The sequence below is a fragment of the Cylindrospermum stagnale PCC 7417 genome, assembly GCF_000317535.1.
Classification (GTDB): Bacteria; Cyanobacteriota; Cyanobacteriia; order Cyanobacteriales; family Nostocaceae; genus Cylindrospermum; species Cylindrospermum stagnale.
On sequence record NC_019757.1, the window covers coordinates 3,089,677 to 3,110,731 of the forward strand.

General features: G+C 42.9%; 17 protein-coding genes. 4 read left to right on the forward strand and 13 right to left on the reverse strand.

Annotation, left to right across the window (positions count from 1 at the left end; genetic code table 11):
- The first annotated feature begins 246 nt into the window (after positions 1–246).
- Positions 247–2,034: an alpha/beta hydrolase gene (locus tag CYLST_RS12485; RefSeq protein ID WP_015208089.1), complete on the forward strand. Its 1,788-nt coding sequence runs from the start codon at positions 247–249 to the stop codon at positions 2,032–2,034.
- A gap of 183 nt (positions 2,035–2,217) precedes the next feature.
- Entirely contained in the window at positions 2,218–3,096 is an 879-nt protein-coding gene (gene truB / locus CYLST_RS12490) for a tRNA pseudouridine(55) synthase TruB (protein WP_015208090.1), read from the forward strand.
- Positions 3,097–3,163: 67 nt separating this feature from the next.
- Here truB and CYLST_RS12495 read toward each other — a convergent pair whose 3' ends face one another.
- Positions 3,164–4,597, reverse strand: coding sequence for a cytochrome P450 (locus CYLST_RS12495; protein ID WP_015208091.1), 1,434 nt, complete (start codon positions 4,595–4,597; stop codon positions 3,164–3,166).
- Positions 4,598–4,620: 23 nt separating this feature from the next.
- A complete protein-coding gene (locus tag CYLST_RS12500) occupies positions 4,621–5,856 on the reverse strand; it encodes an RNA-guided endonuclease InsQ/TnpB family protein (RefSeq protein ID WP_015208092.1) in 1,236 nt (411 codons plus the stop codon).
- Positions 5,857–6,414: 558 nt separating this feature from the next.
- Here CYLST_RS12500 and CYLST_RS12505 point away from each other — a divergent pair.
- Positions 6,415–7,371, forward strand: coding sequence for a terpene synthase family protein (locus tag CYLST_RS12505; RefSeq protein WP_015208093.1), 957 nt, complete (start codon positions 6,415–6,417; stop codon positions 7,369–7,371).
- A 340-nt stretch (positions 7,372–7,711) separates the two neighbouring features.
- On the opposite strand, the gene CYLST_RS12510 is transcribed toward CYLST_RS12505, so the two are convergent.
- The 7 genes from CYLST_RS12510 to CYLST_RS12535 all read right to left on the reverse strand — a co-directional run bounded on the left by CYLST_RS12510 (position 7,712) and on the right by CYLST_RS12535 (position 13,579).
- Positions 7,712–8,008 carry a hypothetical protein gene (locus CYLST_RS12510; RefSeq protein ID WP_041233616.1) on the reverse strand — a complete coding sequence of 99 codons (297 nt, stop codon included), beginning with the start codon at positions 8,006–8,008 and terminating at the stop codon, positions 7,712–7,714.
- A gap of 107 nt (positions 8,009–8,115) precedes the next feature.
- Complete coding sequence (locus CYLST_RS12515) at positions 8,116–10,197, reverse strand: TonB-dependent receptor plug domain-containing protein (RefSeq protein ID WP_015208096.1); 2,082 nt, start codon at positions 10,195–10,197, stop codon at positions 8,116–8,118.
- Positions 10,198–10,547: 350 nt separating this feature from the next.
- Positions 10,548–10,814 (reverse strand): tetratricopeptide repeat protein, encoded by a 267-nt coding sequence (locus CYLST_RS36545; protein ID WP_342663884.1) that lies wholly within the window; start codon positions 10,812–10,814, stop codon positions 10,548–10,550.
- A complete protein-coding gene (locus tag CYLST_RS36550; protein ID WP_041233084.1) occupies positions 10,751–11,116 on the reverse strand; it encodes a tetratricopeptide repeat protein in 366 nt (121 codons plus the stop codon). Before CYLST_RS36550 ends, CYLST_RS36545 begins: the two co-directional genes overlap by 64 nt.
- A gap of 93 nt (positions 11,117–11,209) precedes the next feature.
- Positions 11,210–11,548 carry a cytochrome c6 PetJ gene (petJ, locus tag CYLST_RS12525; RefSeq protein WP_015208097.1) on the reverse strand — a complete coding sequence of 113 codons (339 nt, stop codon included), beginning with the start codon at positions 11,546–11,548 and terminating at the stop codon, positions 11,210–11,212.
- A gap of 276 nt (positions 11,549–11,824) precedes the next feature.
- A complete protein-coding gene (locus CYLST_RS12530) occupies positions 11,825–12,319 on the reverse strand; it encodes a GNAT family N-acetyltransferase (protein ID WP_172642158.1) in 495 nt (164 codons plus the stop codon).
- A gap of 90 nt (positions 12,320–12,409) precedes the next feature.
- Complete coding sequence (locus tag CYLST_RS12535) at positions 12,410–13,579, reverse strand: RpoD/SigA family RNA polymerase sigma factor (protein WP_041233085.1); 1,170 nt, start codon at positions 13,577–13,579, stop codon at positions 12,410–12,412.
- Between the two features lie 798 nt (positions 13,580–14,377).
- Between CYLST_RS12535 and priA the strand changes: the two genes are divergently transcribed.
- Positions 14,378–17,014, forward strand: a complete 2,637-nt coding sequence (gene priA, locus CYLST_RS12540; protein ID WP_015208101.1) for a primosomal protein N' — start codon at positions 14,378–14,380, stop codon at positions 17,012–17,014.
- Here priA and CYLST_RS12545 read toward each other — a convergent pair whose 3' ends face one another.
- The 4 genes from CYLST_RS12545 to CYLST_RS12560 form a co-directional block, all read right to left on the reverse strand.
- The gene (locus CYLST_RS12545; protein WP_015208102.1) at positions 17,015–17,776 is read right to left on the reverse strand and encodes a Red chlorophyll catabolite reductase (RCC reductase); all 762 of its coding nucleotides are present in this window, start codon (positions 17,774–17,776) and stop codon (positions 17,015–17,017) included.
- A 127-nt stretch (positions 17,777–17,903) separates the two neighbouring features.
- On the reverse strand, positions 17,904–18,722 hold the full coding sequence (locus CYLST_RS12550; protein WP_015208103.1) for an alpha/beta fold hydrolase: 819 nt from the start codon (positions 18,720–18,722) through the stop codon (positions 17,904–17,906).
- 257 nt (positions 18,723–18,979) lie between these two features.
- A complete protein-coding gene (locus CYLST_RS12555) occupies positions 18,980–19,672 on the reverse strand; it encodes a response regulator transcription factor (protein ID WP_015208104.1) in 693 nt (230 codons plus the stop codon).
- An 86-nt stretch (positions 19,673–19,758) separates the two neighbouring features.
- On the reverse strand, positions 19,759–20,865 hold the full coding sequence (locus CYLST_RS12560; RefSeq protein WP_041233086.1) for a sensor histidine kinase: 1,107 nt from the start codon (positions 20,863–20,865) through the stop codon (positions 19,759–19,761).
- Positions 20,866–21,055: the final 190 nt, after the last annotated feature.

Sequence of the window (21,055 nt, forward strand, 5' to 3'; positions counted from 1 at the left end):
TAATTTCTTCTTTGTTATACTTTTAAAGTAAATGCAGCCAAGTTGAGTCAAACTCTTGCCAGGTCGATATTTTGCCTACATGAGTAGCTCTATAGCATTTAAGTTTTGAATTTGTGTCCTAGAAAAACAAATCTCGAAAAAATTCCATAAAACTGAGGCGAATCATATTAAGTAAATGAACCAGGGTGCTTGAATAACTACCAAAGCCAACGCCTCGCGAAACAACACCACTGAAAAAGTTGAGCGATGAATAGTTTGTTTGGTAATTGGGCCAGCACCCTGAGAAAAAGTTTGCTATTGCTGGCTCTTTCAATACTGCTGCCAATATTAGGTATCAGTAATTCTGTCATGGCAGCAGAGCGAATATATGCATCTTATTCACCCCTAGAGATAGCCTTTCCGGTTAGTATTTTAGAAAACTACGCAAAAACAGGTGCCATTAATGACGAGTTGAGCAAATATCAACAGTATCTGCCAGCGCCACAACTCCAAGAATTGCGGCGGGTATTACTCCAGCCGGTAAAAGTTAGTCCAGCAGTGGTTTCGCAATTTCTCTACACAGCGCAAGGAGAATTTTTGCTGCGCCGGTTGGCAAAATTAATTAAAACCCCCTGGAATCAAGCAGAATCAGGACTTCAGACTTTGCGTTCAGCGTTGATTTTAGCCACTGCGGAACCGGGAGGCTTGACGCTATTGAATCTGTTGCGTAAGTATCCCACCAGCAGCATTCATCTTGATTTAGTCCATAGCCTGGGAATAGCTGCGGAACTGGAAAACCTGATTAGCGAAACCAGTCGTGCGATCGCATTAGTGATCAAACAGTCAAATATAGAAGCTGATACCATCCCGTCTGCAAATGTATCCTCATTGCCAGATTTACAGACAGAGGGACAGTTTACAATGGACAAATATCATCTGAAGTTTTTCGACTCAACGCGCGATCGCCTGTTGTTCACAGATATTTATGTTCCTCATGTCCAAAGTCCCGCACCTGTAATTGTCATTTCTCATGGTTTGGGTTTAGACAGCAGCAACTTTCGCTATTTAGCCACTCATCTAGCTTCCCACGGCTTTACTGTCGTTGTTCCCAATCATCCGGGTAGTGATGCTAAACAATTACAATTGCTGCTGAATGGTAGCGCTAGTGAAGTTGCAGCACCAGAGGAATTTCAAGACCGACCAATGGATGTAAAATACATCCTAGATCAACTTGAGGAGAGCAGCCAGTCTGATTCCCGGTTTCAAAATCGGTTAAATCTGCAACAAGTTGGCGTATTTGGTCAATCTTTTGGTGGTTACACCGCTTTAGCTCTAGCAGGAGCAGAAATTAACTTTCAGCAACTAAAGCAAGACTGTCAACCAGAGTCACTGCAAGATACCTGGAATATGTCTTTACTGCTGCAATGTCGCGCTTTAGAATTGAGCGCAAAGCAGTCTGGTAAAGAGCTTAACTTGCGGGATGAGAGAGTTAAAGCAGCGATCGCCGTTAATCCCATGACAAGCTCTATTTTTGGCAAACTTGGCTTAAGCCAAATTAAAACTCCCGTGATGCTTGTTGGTAGCAGTGAAGATACTGTAGCACCAGCTTTATACGAACAAATCCTTCCTTTCTCCTGGTTCGCTAATGCACACAAATATCTCGTCATCCTAGTTGGTGCAACCCACTTTTCCACCATTGGTAATAGTAACCCTGAGAGTACACAAGTAGCCTTACCTGCGGAGATGGTTGGCGATGCTACTCAAGCACGTCGTTACATCAATGTCTTGAGTCTGCCTTTTTTCCAAAGCTATGTGGCGGGAAGATTACAATCCAGTTCCTACCTTAACGCCGCCTACGCCAAAAGCATTTCTAGTAAATCTCTTGGTTTGAGCATCGTTCAGTCCCTAAGTACCAAAGAATTAGCAGCAGTGCTGAGTGATAATATTAACGCCACTAACTCCGCCAGGAAAAAATCCCCCGACATCATAGTTAGATTTGGATTTTGGATATTAGATATCGGTGTTTCCCTATTGCAAGTCACGATTTTTTTGTAAATCACACACATACTAATACATCACGGCAGAAATAAATCTAGTATTCAAAATCGCTGAAAGCTTTACACCACAAGCTTTTTAATTTTTAATTTCTAATTTTTAATTCTGCAAAGCGGTACTAGCTCCGCTGCGTGAAATAAAATAGGATGTCTGAGGCAATAATAAAAACTCTAAAATTTGACTGTGCAAGGTTTTCTTAACTTAAACAAACCGTTCGACTGGACTTCCCATGACTGCGTAGCGCGGGTGCGAAAACTCCTGCGCCTCAAACGTGTAGGACACGCGGGAACCTTAGATCCAAAGGCTACCGGCGTGTTACCTATCGCTTTGGGGAAAGCCACAAGATTATTACAATATTTACCTGGTGAAAAAGCCTATAAAGCCACAATCCGCCTGGGTGTGCGTACCACCACCGATGATTTAGAAGGGGAAGTTATCACATCTGTTCCTTGTTCGGGGTTGAATTTAGCAGATATAAATACGGCACTTGGACAATTTCAGGGCAAAATCGCGCAAATTCCCCCAAGTTACAGTGCTATTCAAGTAGAAGGGAAACGCCTGTATGATTTGGCGCGGAAAGGCGAAATAGTTCAAGCCCCAACCCGGACAGTAGAAATATTCCAGATTTCGGTTCTAGACTGGCGCGACGGGGATTTCCCGGAATTGGATATGGCGATCGCTTGTGGCGCAGGGACATATATTCGGGCGATCGCACGCGACTTAGGTATAGCCTTACAAACAGGAGGCACCCTCGCCGCCTTAATCCGCACAGAAAGCTCCAGTTTCCCCTTGACAAACAGTCTCACCTTAACCGACTTAGAAGCACATCTGTCAGCAGGAATATTTCAACCCATCTCCCCAGATGCGCCCTTACAGCATCTTAAATCTGTGAGTTTACCAGCAACATCAGCCAAAAAATGGTGCCAAGGTCAAAACATTCCTGTAACTCCAGAAGTTGAGGGAATAGTGCGAATTTACGAAGAAGAAACCCGATTTTTAGGAATTGCACAATCACAAGACGGCGTATTAATTCCCCAAATGGTCTTTGAACCAATTTCTTAAGTAGAGCAGGATAAATGGAAATACTTTTATTGAAAACATATTTAACAATAAGTTTTGAGGATGTTTATTAGATAAGGTTTTCAGTCTTAACGTCTGATTTTCCCGCTTTGGGTGCGACACGATAGCGCTCACCCTCAATCACCATCTTCACCCCACCTTGAGGTACGATGAACGAACCGAATTGTAACTGCGGTCGCACGGGACGGCTGTCTGACAGCGCCAGTTGATAGTGCGACAGAATAGTTGCTAATACCAGCTTCATTTCCAACTGTGCTAGCGCCGCCCCAACACAGCGACGACTACCGCTGCCAAAGGGCAAATACTCGTAGGCAGAAAATTGTCGCTCTAAAAAGCGTTCTGGCTTAAACCGCTCTGGTTCTGGATATATATCCTGGCGATGGTGCGTTAGATAAATATTTGCGACAACCTTCGTACCAGGCTCCAACTGGTAGCCCATCAGCTCAACTGGCTCTCTCACCACGTGTGGCAAATTTAGGGGAAGAACCGGGTAAATCCGCAGGCTTTCAAAGCAGACCGCAGTCAGGTATGGTAGTCGGGAAATGGCCATTGGGTCAGAGGAGTCACCCAAAGTATCGAGTTCCTCAAAAAGTTTGTTGCGAATTTCTGGCTGGTGGTGAACCCAGCACAGCGCCCAAGTTATTGCTGTTGCTGTCGTTTCATGTCCCACTAATAAGAGTGTCAGCAACTCATCGTATAATTCCTCATCGGTCATCCCAACACCTGCTTCGTCCTTTGCCGACAGCAGCAACGTCATAATGTCGTTGTCAGAGGGGTCGTATTTCTGGCGGCGTTCCCGAATTTCAGCGTAGAGCAGTTCGCTCAGTGCTTTATTCCGGTTCTGGATGTATCCCCAAGGACTTCTTGCGCCTAAATCCTTTTGCAGGAAGGGCAAAAGCAGGAAGATGGGAAAAGCCGGAGAACTCATTGCATCCAACCATGCATTGAGTAGTTGCTTGAGCCGTTCGCTACGCTCTCCCGACTGCAAGCCGAAGACAACCTGAGAAATCACCTCTAGGGAGATATTCAGCATCACGTTGCGAGCCTTGAAGGGTTTGCTTTGATCCAATCGGCTCATTACTCGCTCGGTGATGCTACTGATTTGCGCTCCGTAGGCTCGCATCCGCTCTCCATGAAAGGGAGGCATCAACAGTTGGCGCTGACGTCGGTGGCGATCGCCCTCCACCCTCATTATCGAGTGTTCCCCTAAAAACGGTTTCATAAAGTTGATGAACAACTCACTATAGGGGGAAAACTGTTTTGACTCGCTAGTTAAAATCTGCTGAATCGCCTGGGGATTGCTAACGAACACGTGGGGAGCAACACCCCAACCCACCTGCGCGGTGAAAATGTCACCGTAGTGTTTAGAAGCAGTTTCCAGATAACCGATAGGGTCAGCAATCCACTGCAGCATCTGCACCAAACGGGGGTTCTTAGGGCCATCTGGCCTTCTCAACTGGGGATGTTTTTTACTGTTCCGCATTTACTGTTTTGCACGCTAAAAGCTTATTGAATTGGTGACATCTCCCACACTTCCCTTTGGGTAAGTGTGGGCTTCTCAGCGACTCCTAATCCGGACATTGACTGAGCTTTAAGACCGTGTGTCCCACGGTTCTTTATATTTATAGCCGCATTTAAATCTCTACACAAGCTTGCATGACATACAGGACAATTGTGCATTCTTTGAGATAACGACTTTTTGACCTTGTGACCGCAGTTAGAGCATTCAAGGCTAGTACCGTTTGGATTTACAGCTATTACTTTTAAACCAGCATTCTCGGCTTTGTTTAAAAGTATGGTTACAAACTGACTCCAAGCAGCATCATTAATACTTTTAGCCAATTTAGTTTTAACGAGTCCTTTGATATTCAATTTTTCCACAGCTATAACATCATACTTATCAAGTAGTAATTTAGCTGTTTTAAAGTGGAAGTCTTTACGAGTATCAGCCACTTTTTTATGCTGTTTACCCAATTTTTTAATAGCTTTTTTGCGTCTGTTAGAACCTTTTTTACGCCTTGATACCATACGCTGCAATGATTTAAGCAAGCGTTCAGCTTTGCGTAGATATTTAGGTGCTTTGATTCTAGAATCATCAGAAGCTACATAGAAATCAATTAAGCCAACATCAATACCAACAATATTGTCAGGATTAAAGTCAGGCTTAACTGTAGGAACTGATTTGTCATCAAGGCTGAGAGTGATGTAGTAACCATCCGCTTTTTTGGTGACAGATACAGTTTTGATGTCAAATCCAACGGGTATTGGGCGATGAACAATTACCTTGATATCTCCAATTTTTGATAGCGTGATTTTGTTGTTAACAAAATGATGTCTTTTAAATTGGGTATAAGTAAAAGTTTTGTATTGTCCTTGACCCTTGAATCTAGGTCTACCTGATTTCTTGCCATTAATGTCACCTTTTAACCATCTATCAAAAGCCAATTCAACTTTCTTAGGAACTTCTTGAAGTACCTGAGAGTGAATATCTTTGTACCAAGGTCTATCTAATTTGAGTTGAACTAGAGATGCTTTTTGATTGTAATAGTTAGGCTGTTCTTTTAATTCGGGCAGATGACAAATTAATGGACATCTATCAATAGGACTACGATTCATCTCATACCAGTCAAATCTTTGAGCCAACAAATAGTTATATTGACAACGCAACATTTCCAGTGTTTTATTGATTTTTTCCGCCTGTTCTTTAGTTGGTTTAATTTTGTACTGGTATGAGATTTTCATTTTTTGTCCTTGCCTTCGACCTATACAAACGATAGCATAAACGTACAGGCGTTGTATAGGCATTTATGAAAAACAAATCATTGAATCTGAGAATATCCGAGCGGAGATTAAATAAACTGCGTTTATATTCGGCTCAACATGATAAAACTATGACCAATGTAATTGAGGATTTTATCGATTCGCTTAACGTCAAAAATGGCGATTCCTCATCGACCCACTGTCCTGTCAATCCTACGGATTGATTTGGTTGTGGGTCAATTCGTCATCGCCCAAAAATTCATCCCACACTGCCCTTCGGGTCAGATGTGGGGCTTCTTTTTGATTAAGCTAAACCTCAGAGTTGAGGTTTATTAAGTATAAATGTAGGGGATTGTAAGCAAGAACTTCTCAAAGATGTCATTACAGCAGGGGAGTTAAAAGCCAAAGTGATTGGTAATATCTGGCGAGTTAAGCGCAGTCACTTACAGGAGTACATTAACTATCTCTATATGTTCCGTGGGGTTGTATTATATTTTAATCAAAAATAATTGCAAATTTCCCTAATTTTGACAAAATCCTGTGAATAACCTCAAATTCCCCAAATTTTATTGTCCCTTTCCTTCTGCCATTAATCAGCATTGCGAAGCTGCCGGCCAGCATACTCTCGATTGGGTGCGTTCCTTCAATCTTGTTACAGATGAATCAGTTTACCAAAGTTTGCTGGCGGCAAACCTTCACGTTCAGACTGCACGCGGCTACCCCAATGCCTCCCTTGAAACGCTAAAAATTTTTAATGATTTCATGTTCTGGGGTTTCTTCGCTGACGACCAATTTGAGAAGGCTGGAATGAGCAAGCAACCAGAAATATTGGAACCAGAGCACGCTCGGTTAGTCAATATTTTGAAGGGGGCGGAAGTCACGGACATCGATACGCCTGTAGCGCGAGCATGGCGAGATATTGTGCAAAGGCTACACCAGTTTCCCCATGCGACGTCAGAGTGGATGCTTCGTTTCACAAAGAATATGGAAGATGTTTTCCAAGGAGTGCGCTGGGAAGCTCTGAACAACTCGCAGGGGATTACGCTAGATTTTGCCACCTTTACAAAAATACGTAATTTCACGATTTGGATGTATCCTTGTATTGACTTAATACTGTTAGAGGCTCGGATCTCTCTCCCGCCTGAAGTCATCGAACACCCTATTGTGAAGCGCCTGAATCTGGCGACAAGTAATGTTATCGCCTGGTCAAATGATATTTTCTCTTTTGAAAAGGACACAAGAGCGGGGAATACTCACAATCTAGTCATTGTTCTACAGCACGAATACCAAATTCCTCTTCAAGAGGCGTTTGACCGCGCCGCCGAGCTTCACAATGCTGAGGTGCGAATCTTTATTGAGTTGTCGGCGCAACTGCCGTCTTTTGGAGCGGAAATAGATACCAATCTCCAACGCTACCTATCAGGTTTGCGCTCCTGGCTACGCGGCAATCTGGATTGGACTTTGGAATCACCGCGCTACATGATTGCACACCCCTAGTATTAGACTTTGTGGTGGCATCCAATACTCTTGGGTGTCACTCAAACCCCTCTAACCAAAAAAAAGCGACTTGACAAAAATGCAATTACCCTAACCTCTCACCGATGCCCCGGCTGCTCCTGGTGCTCAAGAACATCTTGATGCTGTTATGTCTGTTTTTAGACGTTCTATTTGGGACGAAATACAGAGAATATGGCTATTCGATTTATAAGGCAATTGGCTGCAATATCCAATCGCGGTCCATCCAAAAAATACTGTCACGGCAAACGTCAGCTTCGGTGAGCTTACCCCATTTTGTATTGCACACAATCGAGAAGCGCTATATTACTTTACAAAAAAGTTATTCCCAAGTTGACACAACCCGCAACAAATCAGGAATTTCTCCTTGGGATAAGGGGAACTCTAATATGGTTTCTCGATAACCCAAATATCCCGACTCAGCAAACGACAACAGCATCCGCGCTAGGGCTAGCCAAACCTCTGATTCATATTCCCAATCACGATTACGCCCAGCATGACCAGCAATTGAACGTAGCGCCCAAAAATAAGAATTCCTGACCACAGATCCACCCTTTTTAAACTCTGGTAGATCCTCGTGGTGGAGAAAAAGTAGCTTGTTTTCAATTCTGGCTCTCATATCAGCCATTGTAATTGATTTGGAAAGAAAATGAAACCACAGATGAACACAGATAATTTATCTCTTGTTCGTCTGTGGTTAATAATCTAAATATCTCAACCCTAAGGCTAGAGACTTGAACTTAAACCCACACGGAGAGTAAACCCAGGACTGTAGATTCGATTAACTCGCTCATATTGCTCATCTAGCAAATTTTCTAAATAAATAGTCAAACCCAAATTGCTAGTTAGAGGAATCCGACCACTCAAATCTAAATTCACAAAAGACGGGACAAAATCTGTATTTTTGTCACCAGTTCTCGCAAAGACAGACCGACGAGCACCACTGTTGTAAGTCACATACAAATTAGCCTGCCATCCAGCATTTTGATAACCGATACCACTCTGAAGCGAAGAATAGGGAATCTGACCTAATTGTAACCCTTTTTCCGTTCCTGTTTTGATTTGGGCATCTGTATAAGTATAGTTGAGGAAAGTTGACCAGCCAGAAGCAATTTTTAATTGTAATGCTGCCTCTAAACCACCTGTATCTACTAACCCAATATTTGCCCATTTCCCATTTATCACTCCCAATCGATTATCTAAACTACTCCCGAAGTAAGTAAATTGCCCCAGTAAATTGTCAGATAACTTGACATCCACACCCGCAGTCCAAGATGAGCCAGTTTCTGGTTTTAAATCGGGGTTTGGTTCCCAACCATGAACCGTATCATAAACATATAACTGATCTAAACCAGGATTGCGCTGTCCTCCAGCCCAACTTCCTCGCACAGCAACTGCTGGTGTGAAGGCATAACGTAACCCAGCACTAGGGTTGAAATAATTGCCAAACTGCCCGTCAAAGCTCTGTCTTAGCCCTAAATCTACCTGAAAAATATCGCTAACATTCCAAGTATTAACAGCAAATAATGCTGTATTCAATACACTCCGATTTTCAGTTTCATTATTGGCAATTCTACTGGGGTTGCTACTCAACACATCACCGTTTAAGTCAGTGTTTTTCAAATCTAATCCCCAGCGCAATTTATTACTAGGAGTAAGTTGCCACTCATGATCTACCCTAGCTGTGATTTGTTGTGTATCTAAAACCCCAGTACGGTTATATTCTATGTTGTTAACAACTGTAGGCCCATAGGTGCTAAAGTAATCTTGGTTATAACCAAGTGAAGTTGTGAGATTAGAGTTTTTTCCATCGCCAAGCCGAGTTTTCCAAGATAAGCCAACGTTAAAATTATCATGGTCTAATCGGTCTTTTTGGAGTGGGAAACCAAAATAAACTAAGCCTCGACGACTACTAAGTTTAGTAACATCCAAGGTTAAAGAATTTTTTTGATTCAAATTTATGTCAATGCTACCAAAATAGGTGCTTGTGCCTGTGTCTGCATTAGATAAAAATCCCTGATCATCACGATTTGCTGCACCTACAGGAACGCGGTAACGGTTATCTGTAAAATACCTTTCAAAGCTGAAGTTGTACTTGACAGCGCCAGATGAACCACCATAGCTTGCCTGTTGATTATTTAAACTCAATGAGCCAAATTCTACACTTCCAGTCAATTTAGGCTTACCATAACCCTCTTTGGTGATGATATTAACAACTCCTCCAAAGGCTGATGAACCATATAAGCTGGAGGCGGTGCCGCTGTATAATTCGACTCTGTCAATAGCCTCTACAGGAATGCTATTTAAATCAGTTCCACCATGATAAGTATTAACATTAGTATTTATTTGTCTGCCATTAATCAGAAATACAGATTGATTAATTGAGGCTCCCCGGTAGTATGTACCTGTGTGGATATCTGCACCATGACCGACGTCATTAATGGCAAAACCTGGCATTTTCTTTAAAATATCAGCTACGCTTGTAGCACCCTGTTTTTGAATCTCTTCTTGTTCAATCACATAAGTGGGTGTAGACTCAGGGATAGTGTCTTTCTCCCCAATCACTTCTGTAGAAATGTCTGCATCATCTGTAGGAGTTGGCTCAGTTTCTTGCTCTGTGATTGGCTGATTTTCTTGCTGAACTTCACTTTGTTGAGTTAGTAATTCAGCATTAGTAGCGGGTAACTCAATTTCACTCAAACTAGGAATCTCGGAAATTACTTCGGGTAATTTATCAGCAGCAATAGCAGGAAAGGCAATCAATAAACTCTGTACAGCAACTGGAAACAAAAAAAAACACTTATTCATGAAGATGCCTCAGACCTGGTAATATCACTTACTAAGTGAATTGTCCTGGTTACTAGAAACGGTGTCAAAAGACAAGATGTCATAGTATCGCTAAATACTGGCAGGGCAAAGGTTACAGCTATTTTCAGGTACATGTACCACAGGTTGTTCATTAAAAAAGAAATTAGAGACGTTGCATGCAACGTCTCTACACCGTGGTCCAAATAAATGAAACCTGCTGTATTCAAATTTAAAATACCAAATTTGCCATTTAAAAAATATTTTGAATTTGGAAAATTATTTAATTGGTAAAACTAGGCTAAGAGCGGCTGACTACAAACCTTTAATAATTTACCCACCAATCTTAAATCTTAGAGACTAGCGATTTCTAATTCAGATGATATTTGTTGTTGCACAGTCTTGAGTAAATCTAAAGTTTTTTCGTAGGCTAACTTTTGCCCTTGGTGTCCAAAGTATTCAGATGCCTGTTGCAAATCAGCGATCGCGCCTTGATGGTATCCTAAGTTATATCGCGCTACTGCCCGATTAACATAAGCTTGGCCATTACTAGGATTCAGCCTGATGACTTGAGAAAAGTCACTAATGGCACCAATGCTAAATTTATCGCCTGGGTACAATCTGCGATCGCCTTTGGCGCTGCGCTCCGCGCAATCGCTTGATGGTAATCTTGTAGTTGAAGGTAGGCTAAACAGCGATCGCTATAAGCTGCGGTAAAATCCTTTCGCATTTGAATCGCTAGATTCAGATTTTCGATCGCTTGTAAATAATTTCCGCGCTGCATATTGTCTACACCCAATTGGAAGAAATCACTCTCTGTAATTTGGGTGTTCGCAAGAGGTGATGAATTGGCACTCGGCGTTAATAAATTTAGAGCCAAAACAATCATCACACTGATGATTAATCGCCAGAAATAAGTCATAAGCATCTTCAGAAAGACAATTTCGGCACAAACAAAATTGGCGGGACAAAAGCCCCGCTAATTGCTAATTAATAGCTGATGCTAGATGTTGATTTACTTTTTCCAGTCTTTGTCTGCTTGTGCCAACACGTAGGCAGCTACATCTTCAATCTGGTTCGCTTTTAAACGCGCTCCAAAAGCCGGCATAGCACCCTTACCCTTGGTAACTTGGGCAATTATTGCCTCTGCTGAGTACAAACCGTACTTTTCTAAATCTGCCTTCTTTAGGCTTTTGGCCGCGTTGACTAAATTTCTACCACCTGCATGGCACTGGGCACAATTAGCGCTAAATACTTTAGCTCCACTAGCAGCGTCTGCTGCCAAAGCTGGACTACTGAAGGCAATGGTGAAGATAGCTATGCCTAACAGTAATATTGAAACAATCTTTTTCATTTCGTGTTCCCTCTGCAAAAAACGGCTGTATCGGTGCAATGTCCTTTATGATTTTCATTTGGTGCAGTTACCCGCGTCAAAAGACAAGCTGTCAAACGTCGCTCTAACTAATGCGAAATTTTCGCTTTACGGGTTTTTCAATTGATAGGTTTCAGCACTGAGGCATTCAGTTGGATGAAAATGCAAATTTATGTAAAGTTACATAGTTGATAACGAAGAAAGAATTAATAATCAAGGATGAAATGTCCCAAGATACAAGACCTCAGTTTTGCCACTTCATCCTTTATCAGCTAACTGTGTCAACGCCTCTTCCGGGACGCGACAAATTCGCCAATCATCTAAAATAGATGCTCCCATACTGCGGTAGAAGGCTTGCGCTGATAGGTTCCAATCCAACACACTCCACTCTAACCGTCCACAACTTCGCTCTAGAGCTACCTGGGCTAATTTTGCCAAAAGAGCCTTACCAATACCTTGGCGTCGATATTCTGGTAAGACAAACAAATCTTCCAGATAAATGCCTGGCTTTGTCAGAAAGGTTGAATAATTATGAAAAAATAGGGCAAAACCCACAGCTTGCCCCGCAGATTCGGCTAAAATTGCCTCTATGTATGTTCGCGAGCCAAATAGATGCTCTTTGAGTTCTAGAGCATTGCCCGTGACAGCATGAGATAATTTTTCGTACTCTGCTAGCTGCTGAATTAATTCAAACAGTACAATGTAATCGCTTGGTTGAGCAAAACGTAAAATTAAATCGCTACGCGAAGTCATTAGTCCATAGTCCATAGTCCATAGTCCATAGTCTATAGTCAACTGTGCAAAGTTTTTGACTAATGACTAATGACTAACGACTAATAACTATTAAATCAACCAACCCTTTAAGCGTTTTGCTATGTGAGGACGCCGCAGCTTCCGCATAGCTTTGCTTTGAATTTGTCGCACTCGCTCACGGGAAAGATTGAACATATTGCCAACTTCTTCCAGGGTGCAGGGTTCACTGGTTGTGAGTCCATAGCGCAGAGAAATCACGTCTTTCTCCCGTGGGGTGAGTACGTCCCCTAAGACTTCCCAAATCTCCTGACGCATCATGTTTTCGTTCATTTTTGCTTCGGGAGATTGGTTATCTTCATCTTCTAGCAAGTCCATCAGTTCCGTGTCTTCTTCTTTACCGACGCGGTGGTTGAGGGAAAGTGCTTGACGCCGTAGTTGTTGTAGTTGGCGTAGTTGTTGCACAGTAATTTCCAAAGCTTCTGCCATTTCAGCTTCGGAGGGATTGCGAGAAAGTTTTTGCTTGAGTTCCCGTTGGGCTTTTTTGAGTTTGTTAAGTTTTTCAACAATATGGATCGGCAAGCGGATTGTCCGCGCATCATTAGCGATCGCTCTCGTAATCGCTTGTCTAATCCACCAATAGGCGTAAGTAGAGAACTTATAACCTTTATCTGGGTCAAACTTTTCTGTAGCGCGATTTAAACCCATTGCTCCTTCCTGAATTAAATCCAGAAAAGGTACTCCCCGATTGAGATAGCGCTTGGCGATTGAGACTACCAACCGCAAATTCGAGCGAATCATTTTGCGTTTCGCTACACGACCTTGATACAAGCGGCTTTCTAGTTGTTTTTCCGTCATTTCTAGCTGGTTCGCCACTTGCAACTTGCTCGCCGGCTGTCCCAGTTCTGTGCTTAAGGATTCTTGTAAGTCCTTGATTTCTTCGAGAAACCTGACTCGCCGCGCTAATTCTACCTCTTCATCCGGTTTAAGCAGCGGATAACGCGCCATTTCCTTAAAAAATGCGCCTACGGCATCATCATGCTCGGTTTTATTGTATCCAGAAGGACGGGCCGCCGCCATTTCATCGCCGTCTCGTTCATCTGATTCCAAATTTTCTACAATTGGAGAGTCTTCATATACCACTGGATCTAGACTATCTAGTGATGGTTCTTCAGGATCAGCAGCATTCTCCAGTATTTCCATTGTTCCCAATTCAGCAATATTCATAGTTTCCTTTAGGGATCGTTGCTTTGTTTGGTACATAATTTAGTGATAGTTGCTCGTTTGAGGCTTGGTAGTTTTCCCTAAGGGACAAATACACCCGTTTATCTGGCAAAATCCCAGCTTTTACTAATTTCTCTTGAGGAAGCAAAATCAGTGCTGGCCTGTGGTTTTTGGGTTACGGTTAAATACAACCTATAACGAATACTGTCATTTGCACCCAACAAAACTATCTTCGCAGACTACCAACAGATATATTCCTCATTTTTTTCTGAATCACCAAATATGTCAAACCCCCTCAAACATTCTCAACCTTAACAAATATAAAAAATTCCGGGGGGAAGGAACCCAACATCTTAAATTTTCATATATTTTTCTAAAGTTTTTTAATGCTTAGATGCCAGGAGTCGCTCAATTAATCGAAATCTTGGTGGTGGGGCTATGCATCCCTGATCAAGTTGCCCAAATGATCCAAATTACAAAATTGGTAACTTAAAATCCGGATGATATTGATTGTATCAAAGCATCTCATATAGCTAAAGGGTTGAATATCTATCAATAGGTGGAAAAACGCAATTCCCCCTAACAATAGAGAAACAGATTCAGACATAGCCTATAGTGCTTTTATTTGTATAGTAGGCATCAAATATTTATTGCACGTATAGCAGACATAAAATTGTCTAGTAGATTACATAAGAGGAAACATATCAAGTATTATGGGTGATAAAAGTGTAGCGAAATACAGTTTACGTGTAGTCAAGCAAAAAGTTAGCATTGAGTTAGTGAGCTAGGTTAATTTGGGGTAGGTGTAACTAATATCTATCTATAAAGTTAGAAACTATGTATATTAATGACGTAAATTTATCTCCTTTGGCTGTGGCTGAACCTGGGGGATCATACCAATCCCAAACAACTCTCTATCGGTGGATTGAAGTGCTTGTAGACTATCCAGGTAGTTCAGGACTGTTTACTTACAGATTACCAGTCCATTTAGAAATAAAACCAGGTGATATTTTAAGCGTACCATTTGGGGCACAACAGCTAGGAGCGATCGCAATTCGCTTATTGGCACAACCAAATGTTGATTTACCGCTAGAAAAAATCCGGTTCGTAGATGATGTAGTGAGCGGGGGGTTTTTCCCTAGTTCGTATTGGGAATTACTCAATCGAGTAGCCACATATTACTATACGCCTTTGATTCAGGTAATCCGGGTGGCTCTACCGCCAGGGTTGCTGGGGCGATCGCAACGTCGTCTTCGCTTGACTTCTTTGGCGAGAGCGGGGGAAAAACAGACAGTTCGTGAGAATAATCTTTTACTGCCATCGCCCCAAGCTTTCCTTAATCCAGTTTCCCTGCAAATTTGGGAGCTTTTGCAAGGGCAATTAACAGGAGATTATAGCTTCGCCTACATACAACAAAAAGTCAAATTTGCCTATCGGGGAATTCGTGAGTTACTGCGATTGGGATTAGTTGAAAGTTACTTAGAACCGCCGCGATTAACTCGACCAAAACTGCAAAAAGCTGTCATTTTAATCGATATTAGCGATCGCGACTTAACTACTCGCCAACGAGAAATTTTAGAAGTCCTGCGGCGACGCGGTGGGGAGTTATGGCAAAGTGAATTACTGCAAATTTGCCATACTAGTACTTCTACTCTGAAAACGATGGTGCAAAAAGGCTATATCGTGATTGAAGAGCGGGAAGTCTTGCGAACAGAACAAAGTCCTGTATTAGCCGGGGATCAGCCTAAATCTTTAACATCTGCTCAAGCTAGCGCTTTAGAAATCATACAGTCCTTAAATGGATTTGCGGAAATTTTGTTGCATGGGGTAACAGGTTCGGGCAAAACAGAAGTTTACTTGCAAGCGATCGCACCTTTACTCGAACAAGGTATATCTGTCCTCGTTTTAGTCCCAGAAATTGGACTCACACCCCAGCTAACAGATCGTTTCCGCGCCCGATTTGGTAACAACAGAGTCAACGTCTATCACAGCGCCCTCTCAGACGGTGAACGGTACGACACTTGGCGACAAATGCTCACCGGGGAACCCCAAGTGGTGATTGGCACCCGCAGCGCTATTTTCGCTCCTTTACCCAAATTGGGTTTAATCATTTTAGACGAAGAACACGACAGCAGCTTTAAACAAGATTCCCCGATCCCCACCTACCACGCCCGCACCGTCGCCCAGTGGCGTGCAGAATTAGAAAATTGCCCCCTGATTTTGGGTTCAGCGACTCCTTCGTTGGAAAGTTGGATTAGTGTTGGTAGTCCTGGAACCCCAACCCCTAGCCCCCTCCCCGGCAGCGAGGGGGGACAAGATGGAACTCAGCAGCCGGAGACCCCACCCCCTAGCCCCCTCTACCACGGGAAGGAGGGGGGACAAGGGAGGACTTATTACTTAAGTTTGCCTGAGAGAATATATTCCCGCCCTTTACCGCCAGTTGAGATAGTGGATATGCGGCAGGAGTTGCAACAGGGAAATCGTTCTATATTTAGTAAATCGCTACAGTCTGCGCTACAAGAGCTAAAAGAAAAGCAACAACAGGGAATTTTATTTATCCATCGCCGGGGACATAGTACTTTTGTATCTTGTCGGAGTTGTGGATATGTGATCGATTGTCCCAACTGTGATGTGTCATTGGCTTATCACCACACAAACGATGGCGCACCGGAATTATTGCGCTGTCATTACTGTAACTTTGTGCGATCGCATCCTCCACACTGCCCTGATTGCAGTTCCCCTTACTTAAAATTCTTTGGTAGCGGCACTCAGCGAGTGGCCCAGGAATTAAACCGCCAATTCCCAGAGTTGAAATTGATTCGCTTTGATAGCGATACCACCCGCAACAAAGGCTCACATCGTACCTTACTCACCCAGTTTGCCAACAAAGAAGCAGATTTATTAGTGGGAACGCAAATGCTGACCAAAGGTTTGGATTTGCCCCAGGTGACACTTGTGGGTGTTGTCGCTGCTGATGGATTGCTGCATTTATCAGACTATCGCGCCAGTGAAAGGGCATTTCAAACCTTGACTCAGGTTGCTGGCCGGGCGGGTAGAGGCGATGATCCGGGGAGGGTAATTGTGCAGACTTATACCCCAGAGCATGCGGTAATTGAGGCGGTGCGACACCATAATTATCAGTCTTTCTCTGATGCCGAATTAGAACAACGGCAAGCACTTAATTACCCCCCCTATGGGCGGTTGATTTTGTTGCGTTTAAGCAGTCTTGATCCGATTGCAGTGCAGAATGCAGCGCAAATCATTGCCACAACTTTGAGCGCTAGTGAGGGATTTGAGATATTGGGTCCAGCACCCGCAAGTATTTTGCGGGTGGCTAATCGTTATCGCTGGCAGATATTGCTCAAGTTTGCCCCGAATGAATTGCCAAACTTACCCGATTGGGAATTTGTGCGATCGCTTTGTCCCTCATCTGTCAGCTTAACGATAGATGTAGACCCGATAAATATAATGTAATTAAAGAATACGGTCAGCACCCCAGAGCGATCGCACCAGTTTATCTGTCAATTCTTCCCCAAACAACCGCACAGCGATTTGGTTGTCTGGGTCACGTTGTGCGATCGCCCGGCGTACAATTAAATCACGCTCAGACAAGGCAGCACGCTGATCATCTGGCACAGACTCAGCCTCATCTACCCAAGTCAGCCAACGATCCATCATCTCATGGGCCACTGTGTTAACCACAGCAATCGTCTCTTCTGTAACTGGGCTGGTGTAACACAAACTGGTATGAGACTGAGCCTGACGGATATACAGAGTTTTGCTGATATATTGCTGGAAACGGGAATCCCCAAGAAATTCCAGGTATGTCTTATTCACAGGTTCATAATAGCGATCCAAATAGTCCAAGTTAGTAAATAGATCGCTGCGAGGGATGTAATCCATATAAAAGAATAATTTTGGCACAGTGGCAAAAGCAAAAGCCAAATGTGGAACCCGGATATGCGGTTTTAGCCAAATACTCAGGTGCATATTGCAAAAACCTGACTGGGGATCACGCAACCATGAATGTACTAGCCAATCAATTTCTTCACCAGAGAAAGTATTCAGCGATCCGTGCGCTTTTCCAGTCAAAGCCGAGTAGCTTTGTAAGTTCTTCGTCGATGGATCTGGATGTACCTGAAAACGAGCGTCTAATTTCTGGCGGAGTTCATTTGTTATCCCCCATAGCTGCTCAAATATGGCAGTATTGTCTTTTTCTAGTTCGTGTTTAAGCATTGTTTAGATTAATTTGTTGTCTAGACTAAACTTGGCTCAGATCCCCAACTGCTTAAAGAAGTCGGGGATCTTTTTCTTTTTGTTCGGAACTCATTTAGGACTGCTATAGATTTAATTGCAATCAAACTCAAGACTTAATCACTTCACCAAGAAACTGCTTCAAAATCCCATTGACAACTTCTGGCTGATCCACATTACTGATATGTCTAGCATGGGGAATAATTTCTAGTTTAGCATTTTTGAGATGATTAGCCATTTCAGCAGATTCATGCGGTGGTCGAAAATGGTCGTTTTCTCCAACCATAATCAGGCAAGGGCAAGTGATGGAATTTAATCTATTTAGCAGCGAATTACGATTAACAATCTCATTTCCTACGGCAAACATAGCGCTTGCTTGTTCGGCATTAAGAGATAATAAATTTTGTTTCCATGTTTTCACAAATTCCGGTTTTGTCTCCAGAGCTAAAGGCGAAAAAAACAGCGGCATCAATTGTTCTATCAGCAGTGGAGAAATTAGTCCTGCTTGCTCAACCGCTGCCATAATTTGAGAATATTGAGTGCGGCTTTCTTTTGATTCAGAACCGACATAAGTATCCATGAGAACTAATCCAGCCACATTCTCAGGGTGATTTAGTGCTACGTGAGTACCCCACATCCCGCCTGCCGAAAGCCCAATTATCACAAAACGCTGAAGTTTTAAGGCTTGCAAAAAGCTCATCATATCTTCGGCAATTTTTTCGATTGGATAGGGGCTGTAATCAGGTAAGTCTGAACGTCCATGTGCCCACAAATCTGGAACAATACAACGGTAATTAGCAGACAAAGCCTCAATCGTAGGTTCCCACATAGTTCCATCCCAGAGAAAGCTATGTCCAAACACGAGAGGAAAACCCTGTCCCCGCTCGTAGTAGTACATTTGTTTTTTATTTATGCTGATAGTAGGCATGCGGTAGTTTCTTGAAATCTCTCTTAGAGTATTCCACAAAGACTTTCTTGAAATCTCTCTCTCTGAGGATGGATGTAGCGAATTTTCTAAACTTAATTCAAACTCATCTTCTCAATGTCTTCCTGGCATTCATCACAGTTTCATTCGCTGGCTTGATGCAATGATTATTTATTTAGATAACAAAATTAGGGCTATATGTCCCAACTGAAAAAGTTAAATGAGAATCTTTTAGCCAGTTAGTAATCATTGGTGATTTGCTAATTAATCAACAATTCTGGCGCTACCAATCCTTTTTGAATAGCTAAAATAGCGGCTTGAGTGCGATCGCGCACTTCTAACTTGTTTAAAATGGCATGGACGTGAACCCGCACCGTACCGGGGGCAATGTAGAGAATTTTGGCAATTTCTTGATTACTTTTGCCACCAGCCACCAGCGCCAAAATTTCTTGCTCCCGCTTCGTTAAGGGATTTTCTAAAGGTTCGGCAGTTTTTGTGGGTAAAAGTGCTGGGGAATTGCCCTCAAAAGCTGCCCTAATTTCTACTGTCGCTGTTTGATCCCACCAAGAAGCACCTGCTGCTACTGATCGTACTGCCAGTATCAGTGACTCGGCGGGAATGCCTTTGAGGCAATAACCCTGAGAACCTGCGATAATTAATCGGGAAATCAGGGCTTTGTCGGAACGAGAGGTTAAAACCAAAATTGGTAAGTTTGGCTGCTGCTGCTTAATTTGGCGACAAGCCTCAATCCCACCAATTCCCGGCAAACCTATATCTAGCAACACCAAATCTAGGGGATAGCGGTTTGCCAATTCTACAGCTTGTTCCCCATCCTCTGCCTCTGCGACTATTTCCAAACCCGTTTCTTGTTGCAACCGCGTCCGCAGGCCCAGGCGAAACAGTTCATCGTCTTCAACAAGTAAGATTTTTAGTGTAGCCGCAGCTTTAGTCATTTGTCAGTCGCTTGGCTTGATGTTTAAATTTTAAAGCAAAATCAAGAATCCAATTTTTGCATTTTGAATTGATTAGCCTTTCCATCTTAAGTCCCTGGAAGTAGTGACGCAGGTATCTGAAAAGCAAACATTGCTCCCTGTGGTGAGCAATTCTCTGCCCAAATTGTCCCTCCATGTGCTTCAATAATCTGTCTAGTTAAATAAAGCCCCAGTCCCGATCCTGACATCAGCCGATCGCCTTGGACTTGATAAAACCGCTCAAATAAGTGGGGTAGCTCTTCTTCGGTGATCCCAGAACCACTATCAAGTACTTTCACAACTTGATCCCCAGAATAATTCTCCAGTACTACTTCCACTTTACCGCCACGGGGCGTATGGTTAATGGCATTGATCAGCAAGTTGCTGAAAACTCGCCTCAGTTGCAAAGCATCACCATTTACCCAAAAAAAACTGCGAAAATCTGATTTGCCATTGTCAAGAGAAACAGACACCTGACGTGTTTTCGCTAGTTCCGTCAGGGTGGTAATTGCATCGGCTGCCACAGCCAGCAAGTTAACAGGGGATAGCTGAAGTTTCAGCCCCTCGGCATCGTTGCGGTAAACATCTAAAAGAGTTTGCACGAGTTGCAATGTCTGGCTATGACTGCGAGCCATTGTTTGCAGTACTTGTTCTTGGGTTGATGTAACTGCACCAAATTGCTGTTTTTCAAAAGATTTCAGCGTTTCAATTGCTCCTAATAAGGGTGTTTTTAGGTCATGAGTCAGGGTAGAAACGAAATCTTCACGCATCCTTGCCAGTTGTTTTTGAGCATGTAACTGTGCTTGCGTATAAGCGATCGCTTCTTCGTTGCGGCGGTTGCGATCGCTTAACCAACCCGTCACCACCAGGGCTAGTACTGCAATCAACCGATTCGACACTGTTGGCGGATCAGTCGCTTTTAATCCGGGGACAAACAAATTCAACAGCGTTAATCCCGCCGCTGCTAGGGTGACAACCAGCACTGCGGCTCGGTTTAATCGGGAGTTGGCTAGCAAAATTGTCCCCGTGTAGAGATAGCCAAATACATACTGTGGCGGTGTCAAGTATTCCAACCCAATCACCACAGCAAAGGCGATCGCCATTAGCCAGTATGTGCTCCAACTTTCATCAAGAGTTAAAACACCAATTTTCCTAGTCAATAATCGAGGTAACATCGGCATAATTTTCTCAATACTCAAAACCATATAATCAAGCTAACTATTTAATTAAGCTACAATTCTTATTTAATTAAGATCTATATCTGCAAATATACTCTCGATCTCTGGATATATAGTTTTTAAATTTTAAATATGATTGCTGCATAGTTTATTTGCCTGATAATATATCTAATGTGCCATTAAATTT

Bases quoted from the DNA above. Each gene is read 5' to 3' on its own strand.
- CYLST_RS12485 (WP_015208089.1), top strand. From the start codon at position 247: ATGAATAGTTTGTTTGGTAATTGGGCCAGCACCCTGAGAAAAAGTTTG.
- CYLST_RS12495 (WP_015208091.1), bottom strand. From the start codon at position 4,597: ATGCGGAACAGTAAAAAACATCCCCAGTTGAGAAGGCCAGATGGCCCT.
- CYLST_RS12500 (WP_015208092.1), bottom strand. From the start codon at position 5,856: ATGAAAATCTCATACCAGTACAAAATTAAACCAACTAAAGAACAGGCG.
- CYLST_RS12510 (WP_041233616.1), bottom strand. From the start codon at position 8,008: ATGAGAGCCAGAATTGAAAACAAGCTACTTTTTCTCCACCACGAGGAT.
- CYLST_RS12515 (WP_015208096.1), bottom strand. From the start codon at position 10,197: ATGAATAAGTGTTTTTTTTTGTTTCCAGTTGCTGTACAGAGTTTATTG.
- CYLST_RS36550 (WP_041233084.1), bottom strand. From the start codon at position 11,116: ATGACTTATTTCTGGCGATTAATCATCAGTGTGATGATTGTTTTGGCT.
- petJ (WP_015208097.1), bottom strand. From the start codon at position 11,548: ATGAAAAAGATTGTTTCAATATTACTGTTAGGCATAGCTATCTTCACC.
- CYLST_RS12530 (WP_172642158.1), bottom strand. From the start codon at position 12,319: ATGACTTCGCGTAGCGATTTAATTTTACGTTTTGCTCAACCAAGCGAT.
- CYLST_RS12535 (WP_041233085.1), bottom strand. From the start codon at position 13,579: ATGTACCAAACAAAGCAACGATCCCTAAAGGAAACTATGAATATTGCT.
- priA (WP_015208101.1), top strand. From the start codon at position 14,378: ATGTATATTAATGACGTAAATTTATCTCCTTTGGCTGTGGCTGAACCT.
- CYLST_RS12545 (WP_015208102.1), bottom strand. From the start codon at position 17,776: ATGCTTAAACACGAACTAGAAAAAGACAATACTGCCATATTTGAGCAG.
- CYLST_RS12550 (WP_015208103.1), bottom strand. From the start codon at position 18,722: ATGCCTACTATCAGCATAAATAAAAAACAAATGTACTACTACGAGCGG.
- CYLST_RS12555 (WP_015208104.1), bottom strand. From the start codon at position 19,672: ATGACTAAAGCTGCGGCTACACTAAAAATCTTACTTGTTGAAGACGAT.
- CYLST_RS12560 (WP_041233086.1), bottom strand. From the start codon at position 20,865: ATGTTACCTCGATTATTGACTAGGAAAATTGGTGTTTTAACTCTTGAT.